Here is a 19669-nt window from a genome sequence, read left to right on the forward strand (position 1 = left end):
CAATTCGACTGGCTCCCATCGGATTGTAAGCGGGCAGTGAGCTGCGAAATGCATCAGGATTTCGCAGCGAATGCCCGCGTGCCGCCAAAAAGTGCTCCGGGAAGGTTAGAAAATGCCAGTTCTGCGGTAAGCATTCCAAGCCAATGTCCTGGTCCGTCCCCTTCTCTTTCCGTACACTACCTACATCTACAAAGCGTCTTAATCAGCGAAACCCAAATTTAAGATAAACTATCTGCTTATACCAAACATACACCATATGATATTTAACCGGGATTTGTGCTTCCAATAAATTGGAACCAGCAAAAATCAAAGTCACCGCCGGGCAGAAAAACAAAGCTCAGAGACTGGTATCCTTTCCTGTTTTCTACCTGAAACTCCTGTTGTGAAACCTGATCTCTGTGTTCAAATTCCAGAAGCTGTACATATTCTCCCTCACCTGAAGCAAACCGAAGCTGAATGGCATTCTTCTCCAATGGTGTATATCCGCAGATAATCAGTTTTAATGCTTCAGGTTCCCCCAGATCCATCTGGTCAAACTGAATGGTCACATTGTTACCAATATGCTTAATTCCGCTGTCTGTCCTTTGAAAGCTATCCCCGTATACGCTTGTGCATTCTACGGCTTTCAGCCTTTGATATGCCTTTTTCAGGCGCTTAAAATAAAATCCTTTCAGATGTATTTTCTGATGGACAACAAAGCAGATGCCGGTCACTCCTTGAAGCCTCCGGTTCAGGTGATAAGTTTCCTCCTGGTAAACATTCCAGACAGATGGTTTTCGGTAGATGACTTCTCCCACAAGGCTGCTGCCCGCTTCTCCCGGCATCCCCTCCCAGATCTGTATCGGATATTCTTCATCTGTGAGGGCAAATATTGGCAGTGTGATCTCATCTGATCCAAATTCTCCAAAATCTATACCGTGGAAGCCAATCTGAGTCTCTCCATCTCTGGCTGTAGCAACTCCATGTTCGTTGCCATTTCCCACTGCTCCCCTGCTATAATCATACAGCCCGCCGGAAATCATACGATAGGGGTCAAGCCAGGCTTTACCCAAACCGCACACTTCAAAGTTCAATTCTGAGATGATTCTTATCTGACCGCTTCCACTTTCGGACATACAGCGCAGCCGGAAATTCCCGTCACTTTTTGCCGTTACCCTAGCCTGCGTGCCATCTGCTTTTACTTCCGCCAGAGAAGACGGGATACCACCATCATCCACTGCACACCACACCACTTTGCGGTCACTGGCACCCGGCGGACAAATAACTGCTGATACTGCTACTTCCCGATGCGCTTCATTTAATCTGGTTCCCTCCGGGCAAAACAGCCTGACTGCGCGAACCGGTATATCTTCGGCAGCTTCCGCTCTCATTTCTTCCATTTCTATTCCAAAGGTTTTCTTTTCCATACCTTCCTGCTCATACAAATCATCTGTTGGAATCTCAATCCTGGCTCCGGCCAGCCCGGAGGACACGGCTTCAACAATCACACTTCCTTTTCCCATTCCCGGTGCGGCCACAGCCAAAAGTTTTCCGTTAAACAGTTTTTTGGAATTGGTCTTATACCCATCGGTATCTGTGCTGTCTCCATTATCCAGGCCCACAAGATATCCCGGTCCCAACACCCTGACAAATATCCGGTTTGACGCATTTTCCACCGGGTTTCCATCTGTATCTTCTGCAGATATCTCGATAAATGCCAGCCCCTGCCTGTCTAACCGCGTGCAGCTGCTTCTCATCACAACTGCTGCCGCTTCACCAAAAGAATGGCGGGTCTGAACTGCGATCACGCTGCCCTTGCAGTCATAGGCGCAGGCTTTTAATTCACCCGGTGTATATGGGATCTGCCAGTACCCCAGCAGATTTCTGCCGTTTTTATGATCAATTTCATGGCTTCCCAGACACTCCCCATTGAGAAATAATGCTACCTTCGGCGCATTTGAACAGACACGGATATCGATCAGCTGACCTTCATTAAAATCCCAATATGGAAATAAATGAACCATTGGCCTTTCCTTATAATCTGTCCACTCCGCCTGATAGATGTAATAAGAATCCTTTGGAAAACCTGCCGTATCTACCTGCCCGAAATAAGAATTTCTCGTATGATAGGGCGTCGGTTCTCCAATATAGTCAAAACCCGTCCATAGGAATTGACCACAGGAGAACTCATGGTCCCGTTCTGCAATAATACAGCTCTCAGAGGACGGGGCACCCCAGCTGGTAGTGGAATTCCCCAGGGCTGAGCACTGACTGTCAGCATCCGCAAGGACAGACCTGCTGTATGGAAAATGATATACCCCCCTGCTCTGGACGGTTGAGGCAGTCTCACTTCCATAGATGATCCAGTCAGGATGTTCAAGATGATGGGCATCATAGTATTTTTCTGCATAATTGTAGCCTGCAAGCTTGATAATATCTGTACACTTCTTTGCATTTTCCCAGGGCATATAATTAGATCCGATGGTGATGCAGGCATTGCCGAGGGGATCATGCTTCCTCACCTCCCCGCACAATACCCGGGTTAGTTCCTGCCCTCTTTCACTGATATGGGTGTCATATATTTCATTGCCGATGCTCCACATGATCAGACTGGGATGGTTCCTGTCGCGGCGAACCCAGCTTGCCACATCCTTATCATACCACTCCGGGAAAAAACGTGCGTAATCGAAAGGTGTTTTCGAACGTTCCCACATATCAAATGCCTCTGAAACTACAAGCATTCCATATTCATCTGCAAGTTCCATTACATCGGGAGCCGGCATATTGTGGGTCAGGCGGAGGGCATTTACCCCCATCTCACGCAAAATTTCCATCTTCCGCCGCATTGCACCAGAATGATATGCCGCACCCAGACATCCCAGGTCATGATGTTCACATACACCGTTTAACTTTAATTTTCTATTGTTAAGCAGAAACCCTGATTCGGGTGAAAATGCTATAGATCTGAATCCTATGGTGTAAAACTCCTCCTGCCACAGTTTCCCATCTGCCATAAGCAGAACTCTGATCCTGTAACGGACAGGTGATTTCACATCCCAGATACCGGGATTCCATACCCTCTCACTTACGGACGCCAGCCAGAAGCCTTCCCTTTCCTGGGGCTTTGCCGATACCCTTTCTTCTCCACTGGCAAACGCTGTCCGTTTTCCTGTCTGCATATCCCAGAGTTCATATTCCACCCGGAATGCAGTTTCAGAATTTTCTTCTTCCATTTTAGCATCTTTTTCCGCTTCTTCTCCGGCTTCTATTCCAGCTTCTATTCCGGCTTCTACTCCGCCTTCTATTCCAGCTTCTACTCCGCCTTCTATTCCAGCTTCTACTCCGCCTTCTATTCCAGCTTCTATTCCGGCTTCTACTCCGCCTTCTATTCCGGCTTCTACTCCGGCTTTTTCTTTCGCACTGACACATAATTCTGTCCGGATGTCAATCTGCCACTCCTGATTTTCCTGCTTCTTTACTGTGATGTAGCTGCCATCAGATATAAGGTATGACTGATGCTGTACTTTCAGCCATACATCCCTATATATGCCTGCCCCGGAGTACCACCTGCTGTTTGGAGCCTGGTGTGCCACGCGGACCAGAATCTCATTCTGCCCTTCTTTCAAATAGGCTGTAATATCCACCTCAAAGGTAGAGTAACCATATTTCCATTCTGCAGCCTTTTCACGGTTAATGTAAATGGTGCTGTCCATATAGACACCTTCAAAGCGCAGCACCAGACGCATATCCTCTTCCCGCTGCCAATCCTGATATTTCCGATACCACCCGCTACCATCCTCATACAGATTGTCCGCCTGCCAGATCAGCCAGTCATGTGGTATTGATATCATTGTAAATATTGGCTGCTGCTCATCAAATGAATCTATTGTGACAGATATGGGGAGTTTTACAAACTCCCAGCCATTGTTATAAAGATGCGTACCGTATGTATTCTGTATCTGTTTATAAGCTTGTTTCCCCATTGCCTTCTCCTCTGCCAAAATTCCTTTTATCCAACCGAAATGGTGCTGCCAAAATTCCGGATTTATTACAGATCAGCCCCTGCCTGGGCGCATTCCCCCAGGCATATCGGACTGACACCGCTTCCTGGACTGCTTCGCTTTTCAGAACCGCCTGATTACCATACAGTTCACATACAGTCGGATAAAACCTCATGTCCTTTCCAGCCAGACAGAACTCACCGGGATTCTGTCCGTCTTTCGTCATCAGAATTCCATCATCCCCCACATCAAAGGTGATTTTCACCTCAGCCTTGTCACAAGACCAGCTTCTTGGCACCGGCCCTTTAAAAGTTATATTTTCTCCATATACCATGCACCTTGCTGCCTGTACGGCACGAAAAGCCACTTCCTTTTTATCCGATGGATGAAGGTCATTATCCTCCCCCAGATCCAGGTTTACAGTCACTGCGGTATCAGGGATAGCTTCTGCCGCTTTGCTTTGGGCTTCCCTTATCTCAGGCCATCCGCTGTTTTCCTCAGGAAGATCGATGGAAAACCCTGGAAGCTGTACTACAACAAACGGCAATTTCTTCTGATTCCAGCTTTTCCTCCAAGACAAAATCATTCTCTTTAACAGTTCTTCGTAATCTCCGGGTGCTTTATCATTGGATTCCCCCTGATACCAGAGCACTCCTCTTACCGTATATTTCTGGCAGGGTGCCAGCATTCCCTGGTACAATCCCCCGGCTTTACGGCATAAAAAATCCATTTCCGGAGCCTTCTTCATCGTTTTGTGTATCCGGTACTCCCAACTGCCGCTTAAGTCAACCCTCTCAGTTCCCAGAAAAATACAGAGATCCTTTCCGGGTGTCACCCGTCCGCGCCCGTCATTACAGATCAGATGAATGCAGATTTTATTTTCCCCTTTTCGCAGCACACCTGCAGGCACTGTATATTTTCTGGGAGGATACTGATAACCTGTCTCACCGGTAAAAGTCCCATTGATATAAGTCCTGTCACTGTCAGTCATAGTGCCAAGCCACAGATTTGCAGGCTTCCCCCACATAGCTTCCGGTACGGTAAAATTACGCCGCAGCCAGATGCTGCCGCAAAAATCAGAAAGTCCGGCATCGGACAAATACCCCGGAATCTGAATGTTTTTCCAGTCACTTTCCGGCTGCCCGCCGGTTGAAGCCGCTGCCTGGGAAAGCCACTGGTTCATGGAATCATCCTGATTCTGCAGAAATTTCTGTACTGCATCCACGTCTGCCAGCTGCCTGGCTTCCGTTAAGATATCTTCATATCCATTGAGGGATTCCATACTCATCCACGCCTCAATTCTGGAACCTCCCACGCTTACATTGATCAGTCCAACCGGAACTTCTCTAACCTTTTGCAGATACTGCCCAAAAAAGTAACACAGTGCTGAAAATTCGCCGGTATTATCCGGATGACTCTCTTTCCATTCCCCTGCTGCACAATCGGTCAGGGTATGGCTGAAATCATAATGCTCCGCTACTTTAAAATGCCGTATCCAGGAATTTTTCTTTATCATTTCTTTTGGATAGCAGTCCTTCACCCTCTGCATGGTCAGCTGCATATTAGACTGCCCGGAACAGATCCATACCTCACCTACATAGACATCTGAAATGATTCTCATCTCTCCGGCATCATTTTCTATTTTCATCCGGAACGGACCGCCCGGCGTCAGGTTGCACAGATATACCTCCCAGCTCCCAGAGGCCCCGGCTTTTGCTCTTCTTGTCTGGCTCTGCAGTTCCACCACAACTTCCATACCCGGGCTGCCGGTTCCCCAGACTCTGGTTTCTCCGCCCTGTTGGAGGACGCAGCCATCACCAAACAATATGGAAGGCTCTAACATACAGCTGCACACGCCTTTTCCAGCAGTTCCGTTTTATCAGCCTTTATCTCCAGGCACACCGGATGTTTTCCCGTCAATTCACTGCTGCGCGCATCCGGCTGCTGGGTTCCTACATATATTTCATAACTGCCCTCGCCTAATATGAGATCTCCTTTATCATCACGAATGCCAAATACCCTGTCGGCAAGTTCCATACGGATTTCCTTTGATTCTCCCGGCTTCAGCTCTACTTTCTTCAGCGCCTTAAGCTGGGCATTAGGCGTTCCCGGACGTTTTGCCTTTATGTATACCTGCAGGGTTTCTGCACCGCCCATTTTTCCCTGATTCGTCAGCACGGCAGTGACCGTAACCATGGTACCCTTTTGAACTGTATCCTGGCTGACTGCAGCTTTCGTTACAGCAAAATCAGTGTAGGAAAGTCCATAACCAAATGGATACAAAGCTTTTTGCTTCATATAGCGGTAAGTTCTTCCCTCCATAGAATAATCCCTGAAATCAGGAAGTTCTTCTGTCGTGCGGTAGAATGTTACAGGCAGTTTCCCTTCCGGCGAATAATCCCCAAAGATCACGCTTGCCATGGCTTTTCCGCCCATAGCACCTGGATACCATCCTTCTATAATGGCAGGGATATGCTCATCTGCCCAGGAAACTGCCAGCGCGCTGCCGGACAGAAGTACCAGAACTACCGGCTTCCCGCTCTCCCATGCAGTTCTTAATATATCCTGCTGAAGTCCAGGAAGAGCAAGATCCGGCTTATCTCCGCTTGCATATTCATTTCCTTCGTCTCCCTCTTCTCCTTCCAGGCTGGAATCCAGTCCCAGGCAGGCAACTACCACATCACTGTGGGCACAGACCGCCCGTACTTCTGCCAGACGGTCATTCTCCTGCCCCAGTCCGCTTAAACGGGTTTTACACAGGTGACATCCCTCGGAATACAGAACCCTTATATCATCACCAACATAATCCTGTATTCCCTCGGAAATAGTATAATACCGGGATGCTGTCCCCTCATAATTTCCCACCAGTGCTTTTCTGTTGTTGGCATTTGGTCCAATGATGCCGATTGTGTTTATTTTATTTTTATCCAATGGCAGCAGATTCCCTTCATTTTTCAACAGTACAAAGGACTTTCTGGAAGCCTCGAAGTTTAGCCTGCCATGCACGGCAGTATCATTTTCTTCATATGTAATTCCACTGTATACTGTTGCTGCCTCATCAAATAATCCCAGTTTCATCCGGGCACTCAGCAGATTTGTAACTGCCTCATCCAGACGCTCTTCAGTGACCATCCCCCGTTTAACTGCCTCCGTCAGGTACAGATACAGGCTGCCGCAGTTTAGATCACATCCGTTCTCCATTGCCATGGCTGCTGATTCTAAAGCGGATGAGGTTACCTTATGATATTCGTGGAAATCTTTTACTGCCCAGCAGTCTGACGTCACATGACCTTCAAATCCCCAGCCTTTTCTCAGAATCTCAGTCAGCAATGTACGGCTTCCGCAGCATGGTTCCCCATTTGTCCTGTTATACGCGCCCATGACTGCTTCCACTTTTCCCTCCTTGACACATGCCTCAAAAGCGGGAAGATAAGTTTCAAATAAATCCCGGGCATTAACCTTTGCATCAAACGAGTGACGCTCATCCTCCGGACCGGAATGGACCGCAAAATGCTTTGCACAGGCGGCAGTTTTCATATATTGGCTGTCATCCCCCTGCAGTCCTTCTATAAAGCGCACTCCCAGTCTGGAAGTCAGATAAGGATCTTCCCCGAATGTCTCATGCCCCCTGCCCCACCTGGGGTCACGGAAAATATTTACATTAGGTGCCCAAAAAGTTAGCCCTTTATAGATATCCAGATCGCCAAATTCCTGCTGCATATTGTACTTAGCACGTCCTTCTGTAGAAATGGCATCCGCCACCTCCCAGACAAGCTCTTCGTCAAAGGATGCAGCCATTCCGACTGCCTGAGGAAAAACCGTTGCAACCCCGGCTCTTGCCACCCCGTGAAGCGCCTCGTTCCACCAGTTATATGCTTTTATCCCCAGCCGTTCAATCCCTGCAGCACTGTGTACCGTCTGGGAAACCTTTTCCTCCAGCGTCATTTTCCCTACCAGCTCTTTTGCCCGTCTGCGGCATTCTAATACTTTTTCTGCTCTCATCATGCTATCCTCTTTTCTATTTTTCTGGTTATCCCGAAGCTCTGTAAATAACAGTAAAACAGAGCCGGAATGATTATATTTTAATAGATATTGATTTGTCATTTAATTCGATGATAGCATTTTGCACAAACTATTTCTTCTCAAATCTTGCCCCATTCTCACCACATATTGCTTTAGGAGTCTTCCTTGCCTTTACACTGAAGGCATTCCCATTTCTTACGAAACTCGCTGGGCGCACAGTTTTTCATTGCACGAAAAGTCCGGTTGAAAGCGCTCAATGAAAAAAATCCTGAGTTCATTGCCACGTCTGTCACACTCATCTCCTGATTGTAAAGCAGTTCCTCTGCTCTTTTCACCCGCTTGGAATTCAGGTATTCATAAAAGGTCATATTCATATACTGCTTAAAAATGCGTGTAAAATGGTATTTTGAAAATCCGCTTGCTTCTGCAACTTCTTCCAGCGTGAGATTTTCCAGATAATGTGAGCTGATATAGGAACAAGCTCCCATTACAGCCTCTATGTACACCTGCTTCTTGGCCGAAGGAATTTTTTCTGCTGTCTCGATCAGATAAACTTCCCTGCGTCCCAGTTCTACAAAAATCTCAATCAGGTTCGCATAAATCAGCGCCTCTCTGAACGTACTTTTGGAATCATATTCCCAGATAATTTTCTTCAGTTTCTCATTTATAACCTGCCAAATTTCCACATCTTTCCTGTTTGGAATATAAATCAGCGGCTGCATCATAAATAAAAGTGTTTCCATACCCTTTAATCCATAGAGTAATGCCGTATCAAATTGAAGAATGACCCGTTCCCCGGTTGGGGGAGCCTCCAATGCATGGATAACCCCGGAATTAATCAGCGCTATATCCCCTTCTTCAAGTTCCTGCCGCTGCTCTCCCACAATTACCGTATAACCGTTCTTTACCGGAATAATAATCTCAATACCTGTATGCCAGTGATCCCCATAATCTTCAAATTCCACATTATGATACAGGCGAAATCCCTGTGAATCACCGTAATTGATGGTTTCATGCATTCCATTTAAGATTTCTATCACAACTACACCTCCCTGTTTTGACTATTTCTATAATACAATGGACACAGAATCAGTATTCTGTGTCCTATTTTAAGCACGCTAAATCAAATTTTCCGGATTTAAACACTCCAGTTCCGGAACCACAAACTTTCCGTCTTTCCGGATTAATACATCATCAAAATAGATTTCTCCGCCGCCATATTCTGCTCTCTGTATCCACACAAGATCCCAATGGATGGAAGAATGGTTGCCATTGTACGCATCGTCATAGCAGCTGCCCGGGGTAAAGTGAATGGATCCCATTATTTTTTCATCAAACAGTATATCTTTCATTGGTTCCAGAACATAGGGATTTACTCCTATAGCAAATTCACCGATATACCTTGCGCCTTCGTCCATATCGAAGACTTCGTTAATCCTCTTTGTATCATTTGCAACTGCATTGATTATTTTCCCGTTTTCAAATGTGAGAACAATGTTTTCATAAGTAAATCCCTGATACAGCGACGGCGTATTATAAGACAATGTCCCGTTTACAGAATCTCTGACCGGCGCCGTATATACTTCTCCGTCCGGTATATTACATTTTCCTGCGCAGGGAATTGCATTCATGCCTTTAATTGAAAAGGTAAGGTCTGTCCCCGGTCCTGTCATACGGACCTTATCTGTACGTTCCATGTATGATTTGAGGTTTTGCATTGCCTTATCCATTTTTCCATAATCCAGATTGCAGACTTTAAAATAAAAATCTTCAAATGCCTCCGTACTGGAATTAGATAGCTGAGCCATGGAGGCATTCGGGTAACGAAGAACCACCCATCTGGTCTTTTTTACACGGATTTCATGATGTACCGGGGTATTGTAGTATTTATCATAGATTGCCATTTTTTCTGCCGGAACGTCCGATAATTCTGATACATTATTCGAACCGCGGATTCCAATATAGCAGTCCATTTTAGACATTTCCAGTCCGTCTACCTCTGCCATCAGCTCCACCTGTTCCTGTGTACATTCCATCAGGATATCCCGTTGTACTTTATTGCTGATAAACCGGATAAATGGAATTCCCTTTGCCGCATAGACTTCCTTTATAATCTGTCTTGCCAGCTCCTGGGTATCCTCCCCGATATAGTGGATATAGACCTTGTCATTTTCTTTCACCTCACAGGAATAGTTCACCAGGTTATGTGCCAGCGTTTTTATTCTTTCATCCATATTTATTTACCTCTCTTTCTGATTTCTTATTATGCCATTCTTTGCATTTTGTATGTTGTCTTCTGTTTACTTTAGGATATCCACATATTGGCAATTGCATTCAGGGAAAGCAGAATTTACTTCTATAATATATGAAACGCCCCAGCTGATAGCCAGGGCGTCTTCCTATTTTCAGATCCTGTTGTTAAATCCCCATTACTCTCCACACTCAGGTTCATGATTTAATATGCTTGTGACCGGCTGATTGTTCCTTTACCTGTCTCAGTTAATATAGGTTATAAATATATTTCCTGACTTTTCAAATAACTCTTTACTGTCATCCGACGGATAATAATAGGACTCTTCTTCTCCGGGCTTAAGCAGTATTGTATTATAGTTATCATAACCAACCATAACTCTGACTCCTTCCGAAGTCTGTACCAGTACCGGGTAACCGTGGCTCACATAATAGAGCACCATCTCCAGCGTACAACCGCTTAGATCCAGAACGGTCTTATCACTCAGGGACTGTTTCAGTTTTGCCACATCCATTTCTCCGTTTTTCATAATCTCAGGGACTTTTGTAATATCCAGTTCCATTTCATCTTCTTTATTACCACGTTCCCAGACATATTTCTGACGGTTATCCACTACAACTCCAAGCATTTCATCTGCCCTTCGGATAGCTGCGTTGGCATTGGCATATATGCTGTCTAATTTACCGTAGGCATATACATAATAGAGATTCTCACTCTTCTCTTTTGCCTTTACGGATACTGTATGATTGCCCTCCGGTACGACCTGACGGCTTCTTACCACCTGCGGTGTTTTTACTTTCAGATCCTGTCCTACTCTCAGTATCATCTCCGTCTGCTTCTTATCCGTGACCTGCGTAGTCATTCCAAATGCAGAATCTTCATCAGCGGCATTGTTCACAATATGATCTTCCGCGGCTTCGGTAAAGGTATCTCCGTTCTTCTGCATCCTGGTAAGTGTCAGTAGCTTTTCCGTTATATCTGTCTTAGTTATATACAGACCTCCCGGGGTATAGTCTTTAACGGTCTCTCCCTGGCTGTTTTGAATCTGCATTGTCTTCATTGGGAAAAGTTCATTTCCTTCATGCTGTGTATTAATATCCGACGCATCTGCAACTCCGTATACCAGGTCTTCGCCCATAAATCCTATAATACGGATTCTTTCTGAATCCTGACAGGAAATCTCACGGGTTTCTTTTGTGTCCATATTCATTATGATGATGGTCCTGGAATCATATGCCTCATTTTCCTTCAGCCATGCAAAGTATTTGCCCGACTGGGATCCAGCCATACATCCCTGTTTAATATCCTTAACAATCTTCTCTACCTGCATGGTAGAAAGATTTACCTGATAGACATCTCCATCAATCAGCAGGTTAAAATCTTCCTGGTCATCTGAGACATATGTCAGAATGTCCAGGTCTTTCTTTAAGAGTTCATAGGACTCTCCACTGCTAACAAATACACCCTCCCTGACATATCCCGAAGCAGCTTCATAATAATACAGCGCCACACCGGACTCTCCCTCGTGGCTGCCGCGGTTCATATATCCGCTGACTGTAAAGTAAATATTTCCATTGGATTCCACCTGGATAATACTGATATCATGGCGGTTGTAAACATCCCGGTAATCAGACTTATCTTTTTGGCGGAAAGTGAATACCTGGGCGACTTTATTGCTGTTTACATCGTAACTGTAAAGTTCATTTTCCTGTACAAAAGCAAAATACTGCTGCTTTTCATCTGTCATATAGGTGACATCTCTTCCGGTAATTCCAAGATTTACACCTTTTGTTGTGATGATCGAATTTTCAGGATTAAAGATCTGCTCTGTTTTCCGTTCAAAGTCCAGAAGCATAATTTTGGAATCTGCATCCCTCATTCTATAAAATTCGGTAACATTATACAGCTCTTGCTGCCCATCATCATTTTTGGCAGAGATGATGTAATTCAATACCACAGATGCCGTACTTTCATTTAATTCTTTAATCGCGGGAACCGGTTTATAATAGATCTGCGGACTTAAGGTTCCCCAGCTTAACTGATCTATGCTGGAATGAATATTCATACTTGCAAGGGAACTATTATCTCCTGTCCCGTCCGGCTCCTCCGTATAAGATGCCAGCCATTGGCTTTCATTCTTATTGAGGCATTTATCATAAAAACTCATTACAAAACTCAGATAATTCTTTGTATGCAGTCCGTCCTGTTGGAGGATCCTGGTGTAGTAATAAATATCTTTTCCTGCACTTTTAATCTGCAGTTTTAACACATATTCCTGATTCATAAGAATGAGATTCTGTAATTTTATGGATGTTTTAACATATTCCCCATCCTCCTGATATTTGGTTACCTTTGTATTTTCCAGCGATTCTTTTCCGTCTACGGAAAGAACCTCAAAATAAATATCATCAATGGGAACTCCGAAGGTCTGAATCTGTATGTCCAGTACCCGGTCGGACGTCAGCGGCGTCAGTGTATCTCTCATAGCTGTTACCGGCATCTGTTGTACATAACCATGCAGACAATTCAGCTGCGTTCCTTCATTTGTCATATAGACCAGGGGCAGTGTGGCAGCTTTCATTTCTTTTGCCGTTTCCGTTGTACCTCTGTTGATATATTTACTGATGCCAAAAACCGCACCTATAAACACCAGCACCAAAACGCTGATTCGTATGATTATCTTTTTCATATTTGCCTCATGCCTCCTCTTTGGCATTTAAGAGTTTATTTATTGTCGGTCTGGCCCCCACCAATTCCATACATTCAGCAAGATTTTTGACTTTTTTTGGCACACCGGCCTTTACAGCCCGTATCAGAATATTTTTTGGCGTATGTTCCATATCGATAAATTCCAGAATCTGGACATTGTAACCCTCTTCCTCCAGCCTGCCGGCACGGAAAGCATCAGTCAGCAAAGCCGCCATTCTTTCTTTAATTAATCCGTACTTTAATACGGGTTCCAGTATATCATTCTGAATCTGCCCGTTTAATTCATGCTGACAGCATGGAACGGAAAGAATAACTTCTGCCCCCCATTTCACAGCCTTAGCCAGGGCATAATCTGTAGCTGTATCGCAGGCATGTAAGGTTACCACCATGTCTACGTGATCCACGCCTTCGTAAGATGCGATATCTCCTATATAAAATTCTAATTTATCATATCCATATCCTTTTGCCAGTCCATTACACTTTTCAATGACATCTTCCTTCAGGTCCAGACCGATCATATGAATATCCAGCCCCTGAAGAATCTTCAGATAGTAGTACATCGCAAATGTAAGATACGATTTTCCACACCCGAAATCTATGATCGTCACCTCTCGTGTACGGTCCAGCTGAGGCATAATATCCTCTACGAACTCCAAAAAGCGGTTGATCTGCCGGAACTTATCATATTTGGAATTTACAATCTTCCCCTCCTGAGTCATGACCCCCAGATCCACCAGAAATGGAATCGGCGTGCCTTCCTCTAACACATACTTCTTTTTACGGTTATGCTGTAGAGAAACGGGTTCTTTGGGCTTGTCCCACCTTTTTTTCTTAATGGTCATTTTCCCCTTTTTGCTCACCAGTACTGTAATCGCATATTCGACTGTATCCATCTGTAACTGTTTATAATCAGACTCCATCCAGGATTTTAACTGTTCTCTCATCTCTAGATTATCAAAATTTTTATGTATTTCCTTTTTTCCATCTGTAATTGCAGTTTGAAACTTTAATAATTCTTTATTTAAAACCGGGCGGATTTTGATCTTTGACGGGATGTCCGCTTTTTTAGCCCCGCTTACAACCGCCTGCAGCATATTTTCATCTAAATATTGTTCTAATACTTTCATTAATTCTTCCATTATTATTTCCCCTTAACGACAAGACAGGTCCCATAGATTCTCCCCATGAATAGACCATGTCTCTATTGTACTGGCTTTAGTTAAAAACCTCAACATAAATTTTTATTAAATGCAACTTTTTTAGACAATAAATGCGGTTAGCACCACAATCGCTGTCTCACTTTTAAGAAACCGGTGTAAGTTAGCCACCGGTTTCTTCATTAAATATCTTCAGACGCTTACATCAGTCCGACATTACTTTTATTGCTTAATACCATCTCCGGCAATGGCGGTGTCTGCAGCGCCTCTGGAACATCTCATGATAGAGCATTACTTCTACGAAGTCACGAAGCCAGTTCTTTCCCGGCGGATATCTTCTTCTGCTTTCCTTATTCATTGCAAAGAGGTCATCTTTATCTTCTTCCTCTTCTACCGGTACATCTTCTCTTACTTTATCATAAATACTATTTACCGTTCTCATCATGTTTACTTTATCCGGCTGTTCATCAAACATTGGGCTTCCTGCATATTCCAGATCGTCACATGCCTCTTCTACAAATAATTGGATTTTTTTAGCAATATCCGGATACATGCCTTTTAAGCGTTCCAGGTCATGTTCTGTTTCCTGCTCTTCTTTTTCCATTTCTTCATTCCGGAACACCGGATTAATTACTCCCCGCATTCTATCTGAGGAGCCATTCGGATAGTACATATATCCTGGTCTCATCTGATTTCCCGGCATTCCCATGTCAGGTCTCATCTGGCTTCCCGGCATTCCCATGTCAGGTCTCATCTGGTTGCCCGGCATTTCCATGTCCGATTCCATGTCCTGTTCCATATCCGGTTCCATATTTGAACCGGGCCACATCTGATTGCCTGGCATTGTCATGTCGGGGTACATCTGGTTTGTTCCGTTCCCCATATCCGGACGCACCTGAATTCCCGGCATTTCTGAATTTCTGTTCATACCATTTCCTGAAAATCCCTGGTTCGGCTGCATTTGCCTTCCTGACCACGGCTGGCTATTTGGCATGGATCTTCCTGGCCATACCTGGTTGTTCGGCATAGCTGAGTCAGACCACGTATTTCCATTTGGCATATTCATCTCCGGCCATGGATGACTTTCCGGCATTGGCATATTCATCTCCGGCCACGGCTGACTTTCCGGCATTGGCATATTCATCTCCGGCCACGGCTGACTTTCCGGCATTGGCATATTCATATCGCCATTCATTTCGGATTCCGGAATATCGTACATATCTGATTCATCCATCCATGGACTTCCCCAGTTCTGGGGCATTTCCATATCAGGTCTCATTTGATTTTCCGGCATGTTCATGTCCTGTTGGTCAGACTCCATATCCCATCCCATGTCTGCATCTGAATTACCAGGCTGTCCGGCACTTTCCATTTCCATGTTTCCGGATGACCATGGCTGTGGTCTGCTATACGATCTCTCATTCCATTCATTATCTGACTGCCATGGGTGTCTGTCTTCATTTAATCCGCCCTGGTAATCATCCCCCGGCTGCCACGGCCGTACTCCCGGATTGTACATATCCCGACGATCGTCCATTCTTTGCCATGGCTGTTGACCGCCCCAGCCCGGATCTCCATGCTGATTTCCAGATGGCTGCCACGGCTGTGTCCTGCCCCAGCCTGGATCCGGTCTTCCCGGATCCTGACGATCTGAATCACTCCCCATGGATGGCCAGACCGGTGGAATTGGCTGTGATGGCAAAGGCGGCCAGAATGGCTTTTGTGGCTGTTCCCCGCCCTGCTTATGCATCATATCGTCACAATTAGGATAGCACGGACAATTTTCTATTTGGTTATGGGGATAATTTTTATGTTCCTCCATAAACTACTCCTTTATTACGCATTTACTATAATATATGCTGCTGTGTAAAAAAGTGAAGCTTATCTGGGAAATTAATCATATTAACTTAAACCCATTAGTCTGCTTGTGTTTGAAAATATCTAATAATCCAGCCCAAGTACCGGAGTCGCCACATAGACATATGTTTTATCTTCCTCTTCATTATACCGCATGGCTATATTTACATTCACTGCCTGATCTTCCTGCATGACATAATCCGATACATAGGTAGTGTAAGCATAAATGGTATAGAGCTGCATATCCCTGTGCTCAGTTACAATCTTGGCACCCATTTCACCAAGGATTTCGTCTGCCACTTCATTTCTCTTATCTAAATCCAGCTTACCATCATAAGATCCGATTACATTGGCAGAACTTCTGCTCTGGGATGTATAGTCATCCAGCGTTTTTTCCAGCTTCTTTTTATGTGCCAGCGCACTTTCCATATCTTTATCCAGAGCAATGCTGGCTATCATATATTGTTTTGTCTCTTTTCCTTCTTCATTTGTGATAAACCGCAGAGTAGTCACAGCATGCTTAGCTTTTTTTGTCAATGAAACTTCCTGCCTTTTTTCTTCGTATGTCCGCTCTACCTTCATACCTTTCGTAATTCCAAGTTTCAAAGCCACTTCCCGAAGAAGTGCTTCCCGGTCTTCAATTGGGAGATATTCTTTATCATATGTTCCATAGTATTCCACCATACTAGTCTTTTGTTCGCTGCCTACTGTATGGAAAACCTCAATCAGCTTATTTTCTTCCGCTGCTTCTTTCCCCTGTATGATCTGAAATCCTGCAACGCCCCATAAAAGAACAATAAATGCAACCCATATTTTTTTCATACAAAAACCCTCCAATTCGTAATACCTAAGTATCACCAATCGGAGGGTTTTTATTCTCTTTTTTATTTTCCAGCCAGTTCAATTCGGATTAATGCTTTGCGCAAAGCCATTTCGGCACGCGTTACATTTATATCCGAGGGGTGGGTCTGTATTCTTCTTTCCGCCCGCACCTTGGCCTCTTTTGCACGATTTATATCAATCTCTTCCGGCCACTCTGCAATTTCTGCAAGAATTGTTATTTTTTCTTTTAAAATTTCAATAAAACCTGCATGAACAGCAGCTTCTTTTTTGCCGGAAGCTTCTGTAATGGTTACAATTCCCGGAACCAGTATGGTGGTCAGCGGAATATGGTTTTTATAAACACCAATTTCACCTTCGGAAGTATTGAGTTCTACCATACTTGCCTTTCCCTGATAAAATATCCGGTCCGGAGAAATGATCTCCAATTCAAAAAATTTTTCATCCGCCATAAAACTCCTATCTGTCCCAGACATGGACATTGATGAATGCTTCCTTTTAACTTATTATTTCACACGCTCCAGAACATCATCTATAGAGCCTGCATTTAAGAAATAACTCTCCGGAATATCATCGTGTTTCCCATCCAGAATTTCTTTGAATCCCCGGATCGTTTCACTGATTGGCACGTACTTTCCATCCAGCCCTGTAAACTGTGTGGCAACGAAAAACGGCTGGGACAGGAATCTCTGTATCTTTCTGGCACGGTTTACGATCAGCTTTTCATCTTCCGACAACTCATCCATACCTAAAATTGCAATAATATCCTGCAATTCCTTGTATCTCTGCAGAATTTCCTGAACGCCTCTGGCTACCCCATAATGTTCCTCTCCCACTATCTGGGGATCCAGTATACGGGATGAAGAATCCAGTGGGTCAACTGCCGGATAAATACCCAGTTCCACGATAGAACGGGATAATACGGTGGTTGCATCCAGATGGGCAAAAGTTGTAGCCGGAGCCGGGTCTGTCAAATCATCCGCAGGTACATAAACAGCCTGTACAGATGTGATTGAACCATTTTTTGTAGAAGTAATACGCTCCTGTAAGGCTCCCATCTCAGTCTGAAGTGTGGGCTGATAACCAACTGCTGAAGGCATACGTCCAAGAAGCGCTGAAACTTCTGAACCTGCCTGTGTGAAACGGAATATATTATCGATAAAGAGCAATACATCTTTACCGCCTTCATCACGAAAATATTCCGCCATGGTAAGTCCCGTAAGCCCCACTCTCATTCTGGCTCCCGGCGGCTCATTCATCTGACCGAACACCATAGTTGTTTTATTGATAACACCGGATTCTGTCATTTCATAATAGAGGTCATTTCCTTCACGCGTACGCTCCCCTACACCGGTGAATACCGAATATCCGCCATGCTCTGTTGCAATATTACGAATCAGTTCCTGGATCAGTACGGTTTTACCTACACCGGCACCACCGAACAAACCAATCTTTCCGCCCTTTTGGTATGGGCAGAGAAGATCCACTACTTTAATACCGGTTTCCAGTACTTCTGTTGATGTGGACTGTTCTTCAAAAGACGGCGCCTTTCTGTGAATCGGCAAATACGCTACATCCTTAGGCGGTTCTTTATTGTCTATTACATCTCCGGTTACATTAAAGATTCTTCCAAGTGTATGTTCCCCAACCGGTACCGTTATGGGTGCACCTGTTGCGACAGCCTCCATTCCACGGACCAAACCATCGGTAGATCCCATCGCAATACATCTGACCGTATCATCACCCAGATGCTGTGCAACTTCTACTACCAGCATTTCACCATCGTTTCTTTTAATGTGTACCGCTTCATAAATTTCCGGAAGATGCCCCTCCGGAAACTTAATATCCAATACTGCACCTATGATTTGAGTGATTTTGCCTTTGTTTTTTTCTGACATTGTCTGGTTCTCACTCCTTTTTCTTTCCATATTTTACTGCATATTGCAGGCAAAAGCCTGTATTAGAACACGCTCTAGCTGATCGCCTCTGCACCGGCAATAATTTCTGTTAATTCCTGTGTGATAGATCCCTGCCTTGCACGGTTGTACTGAAGTGCCAGTTTATCTATCATTTCGTCTGCGTTGCTTGTTGCCGCATCCATTGCCTGCATTCTGGCCCCGTTTTCACTAGCCAGAGCTTCCGTAAAGGATCCATATAAGATGCTTGTTACATATTTTGGAATAATTATATTTAATGCCTCGTCCTCATCAGGCTCGTAATTCATAAGCGCCATCCTGTCTTCCCTTGATAATTCGCCCTCCGCAAATTCAATCGGAAGGAGTTTCATCAGTTTTGGTTCATGAACTACGGTATTCTTAAATGAGGTATAGGCAACATAGATTTCACCAATCTCATCCCGGGCAAAAGCATCCAGCACTTCTTTGCTGATCTCCTGGGCATCCTGAAACATCGGCGCATTTATCACCTCACTGAAATCCCCCCGGATATGATATCCCTTTTTCTCAAGGGATTCCTTACCCTTTCGCCCTATTGCATATATCTCCAGATCTTCCTTTTTCCACGCTCCTGCTGTTACCAGCTTTGTAACATTGGAGTTATACCCGCCTGCAAGTCCTCTGTTTGAAGTAATGACTATCACTGCTTTCTTCGGAGACTTTCCGGGTCTTAAATAGGGATGATCCAGTTTGCCTGACCTGGCCAGCATGGAGGTAACCACAGCATACATACGTTCAAAATACGGCTTAGACTGTTCTGCATGGGCTCTTGCCTTCTGCAGCTTTACGGTGGATACCAGCTTCATTGCCTTGGTAATCTGCTGAATACTGGTTATACCTGCCCGGCGCCGCCTAATATCTCTCATCGAAGCCATTGTATCACCCTTTCTAAACGAT

General features: G+C 44.7%; 12 protein-coding genes. All 12 read right to left on the reverse strand.

Annotated elements, in window-relative coordinates:
* Positions 1-263: 263 nt before the first annotated feature.
* The 12 genes from RHS_RS22420 to atpG all read right to left on the reverse strand — a co-directional run bounded on the left by RHS_RS22420 (position 264) and on the right by atpG (position 19647).
* The gene (locus RHS_RS22420; RefSeq protein WP_047834426.1) at positions 264-3962 is read right to left on the reverse strand and encodes a glycoside hydrolase family 2 TIM barrel-domain containing protein; all 3699 of its coding nucleotides are present in this window, start codon (positions 3960-3962) and stop codon (positions 264-266) included.
* Positions 3943-5823 (reverse strand): sialate O-acetylesterase, encoded by a 1881-nt coding sequence (locus tag RHS_RS22425; RefSeq protein WP_047834427.1) that lies wholly within the window; start codon positions 5821-5823, stop codon positions 3943-3945. Before RHS_RS22425 ends, RHS_RS22420 begins: the two co-directional genes overlap by 20 nt.
* Entirely contained in the window at positions 5817-7982 is a 2166-nt protein-coding gene (locus RHS_RS22430) for a glycoside hydrolase family 3 C-terminal domain-containing protein (RefSeq protein ID WP_395023369.1), read from the reverse strand. Before RHS_RS22430 ends, RHS_RS22425 begins: the two co-directional genes overlap by 7 nt.
* Before the next feature lie 173 nt (positions 7983-8155).
* Positions 8156-9043, reverse strand: a complete 888-nt coding sequence (locus RHS_RS22435) for an AraC family transcriptional regulator (protein WP_044293958.1) — start codon at positions 9041-9043, stop codon at positions 8156-8158.
* Positions 9044-9121: 78 nt separating this feature from the next.
* A complete protein-coding gene (locus RHS_RS22440) occupies positions 9122-10237 on the reverse strand; it encodes an aminopeptidase (RefSeq protein ID WP_047834429.1) in 1116 nt (371 codons plus the stop codon).
* 261 nt (positions 10238-10498) lie between these two features.
* Positions 10499-12943, reverse strand: a complete 2445-nt coding sequence (locus tag RHS_RS22445) for a hypothetical protein (protein ID WP_044293955.1) — start codon at positions 12941-12943, stop codon at positions 10499-10501.
* 7 nt (positions 12944-12950) lie between these two features.
* Positions 12951-14102 (reverse strand): SAM-dependent methyltransferase, encoded by a 1152-nt coding sequence (locus RHS_RS22450; RefSeq protein ID WP_027295056.1) that lies wholly within the window; start codon positions 14100-14102, stop codon positions 12951-12953.
* Positions 14103-14349: 247 nt separating this feature from the next.
* Positions 14350-15942 carry a hypothetical protein gene (locus RHS_RS22455; protein WP_047834430.1) on the reverse strand — a complete coding sequence of 531 codons (1593 nt, stop codon included), beginning with the start codon at positions 15940-15942 and terminating at the stop codon, positions 14350-14352.
* Positions 15943-16061: 119 nt separating this feature from the next.
* Positions 16062-16799, reverse strand: coding sequence for a YwmB family TATA-box binding protein (locus RHS_RS22460; protein ID WP_027295058.1), 738 nt, complete (start codon positions 16797-16799; stop codon positions 16062-16064).
* A gap of 62 nt (positions 16800-16861) precedes the next feature.
* A complete protein-coding gene (gene atpC, locus RHS_RS22465; RefSeq protein WP_027295059.1) occupies positions 16862-17269 on the reverse strand; it encodes an ATP synthase F1 subunit epsilon in 408 nt (135 codons plus the stop codon).
* Positions 17270-17323: 54 nt separating this feature from the next.
* Complete coding sequence (gene atpD, locus RHS_RS22470) at positions 17324-18715, reverse strand: F0F1 ATP synthase subunit beta (RefSeq protein ID WP_027295060.1); 1392 nt, start codon at positions 18713-18715, stop codon at positions 17324-17326.
* 74 nt (positions 18716-18789) lie between these two features.
* Positions 18790-19647, reverse strand: a complete 858-nt coding sequence (atpG, locus tag RHS_RS22475; protein WP_044293951.1) for an ATP synthase F1 subunit gamma — start codon at positions 19645-19647, stop codon at positions 18790-18792.
* Positions 19648-19669: the final 22 nt, after the last annotated feature.

This window comes from Robinsoniella sp. RHS, from assembly GCF_001029355.1.
Taxonomy (GTDB): domain Bacteria; phylum Bacillota; class Clostridia; order Lachnospirales; family Lachnospiraceae; genus Robinsoniella; species Robinsoniella peoriensis.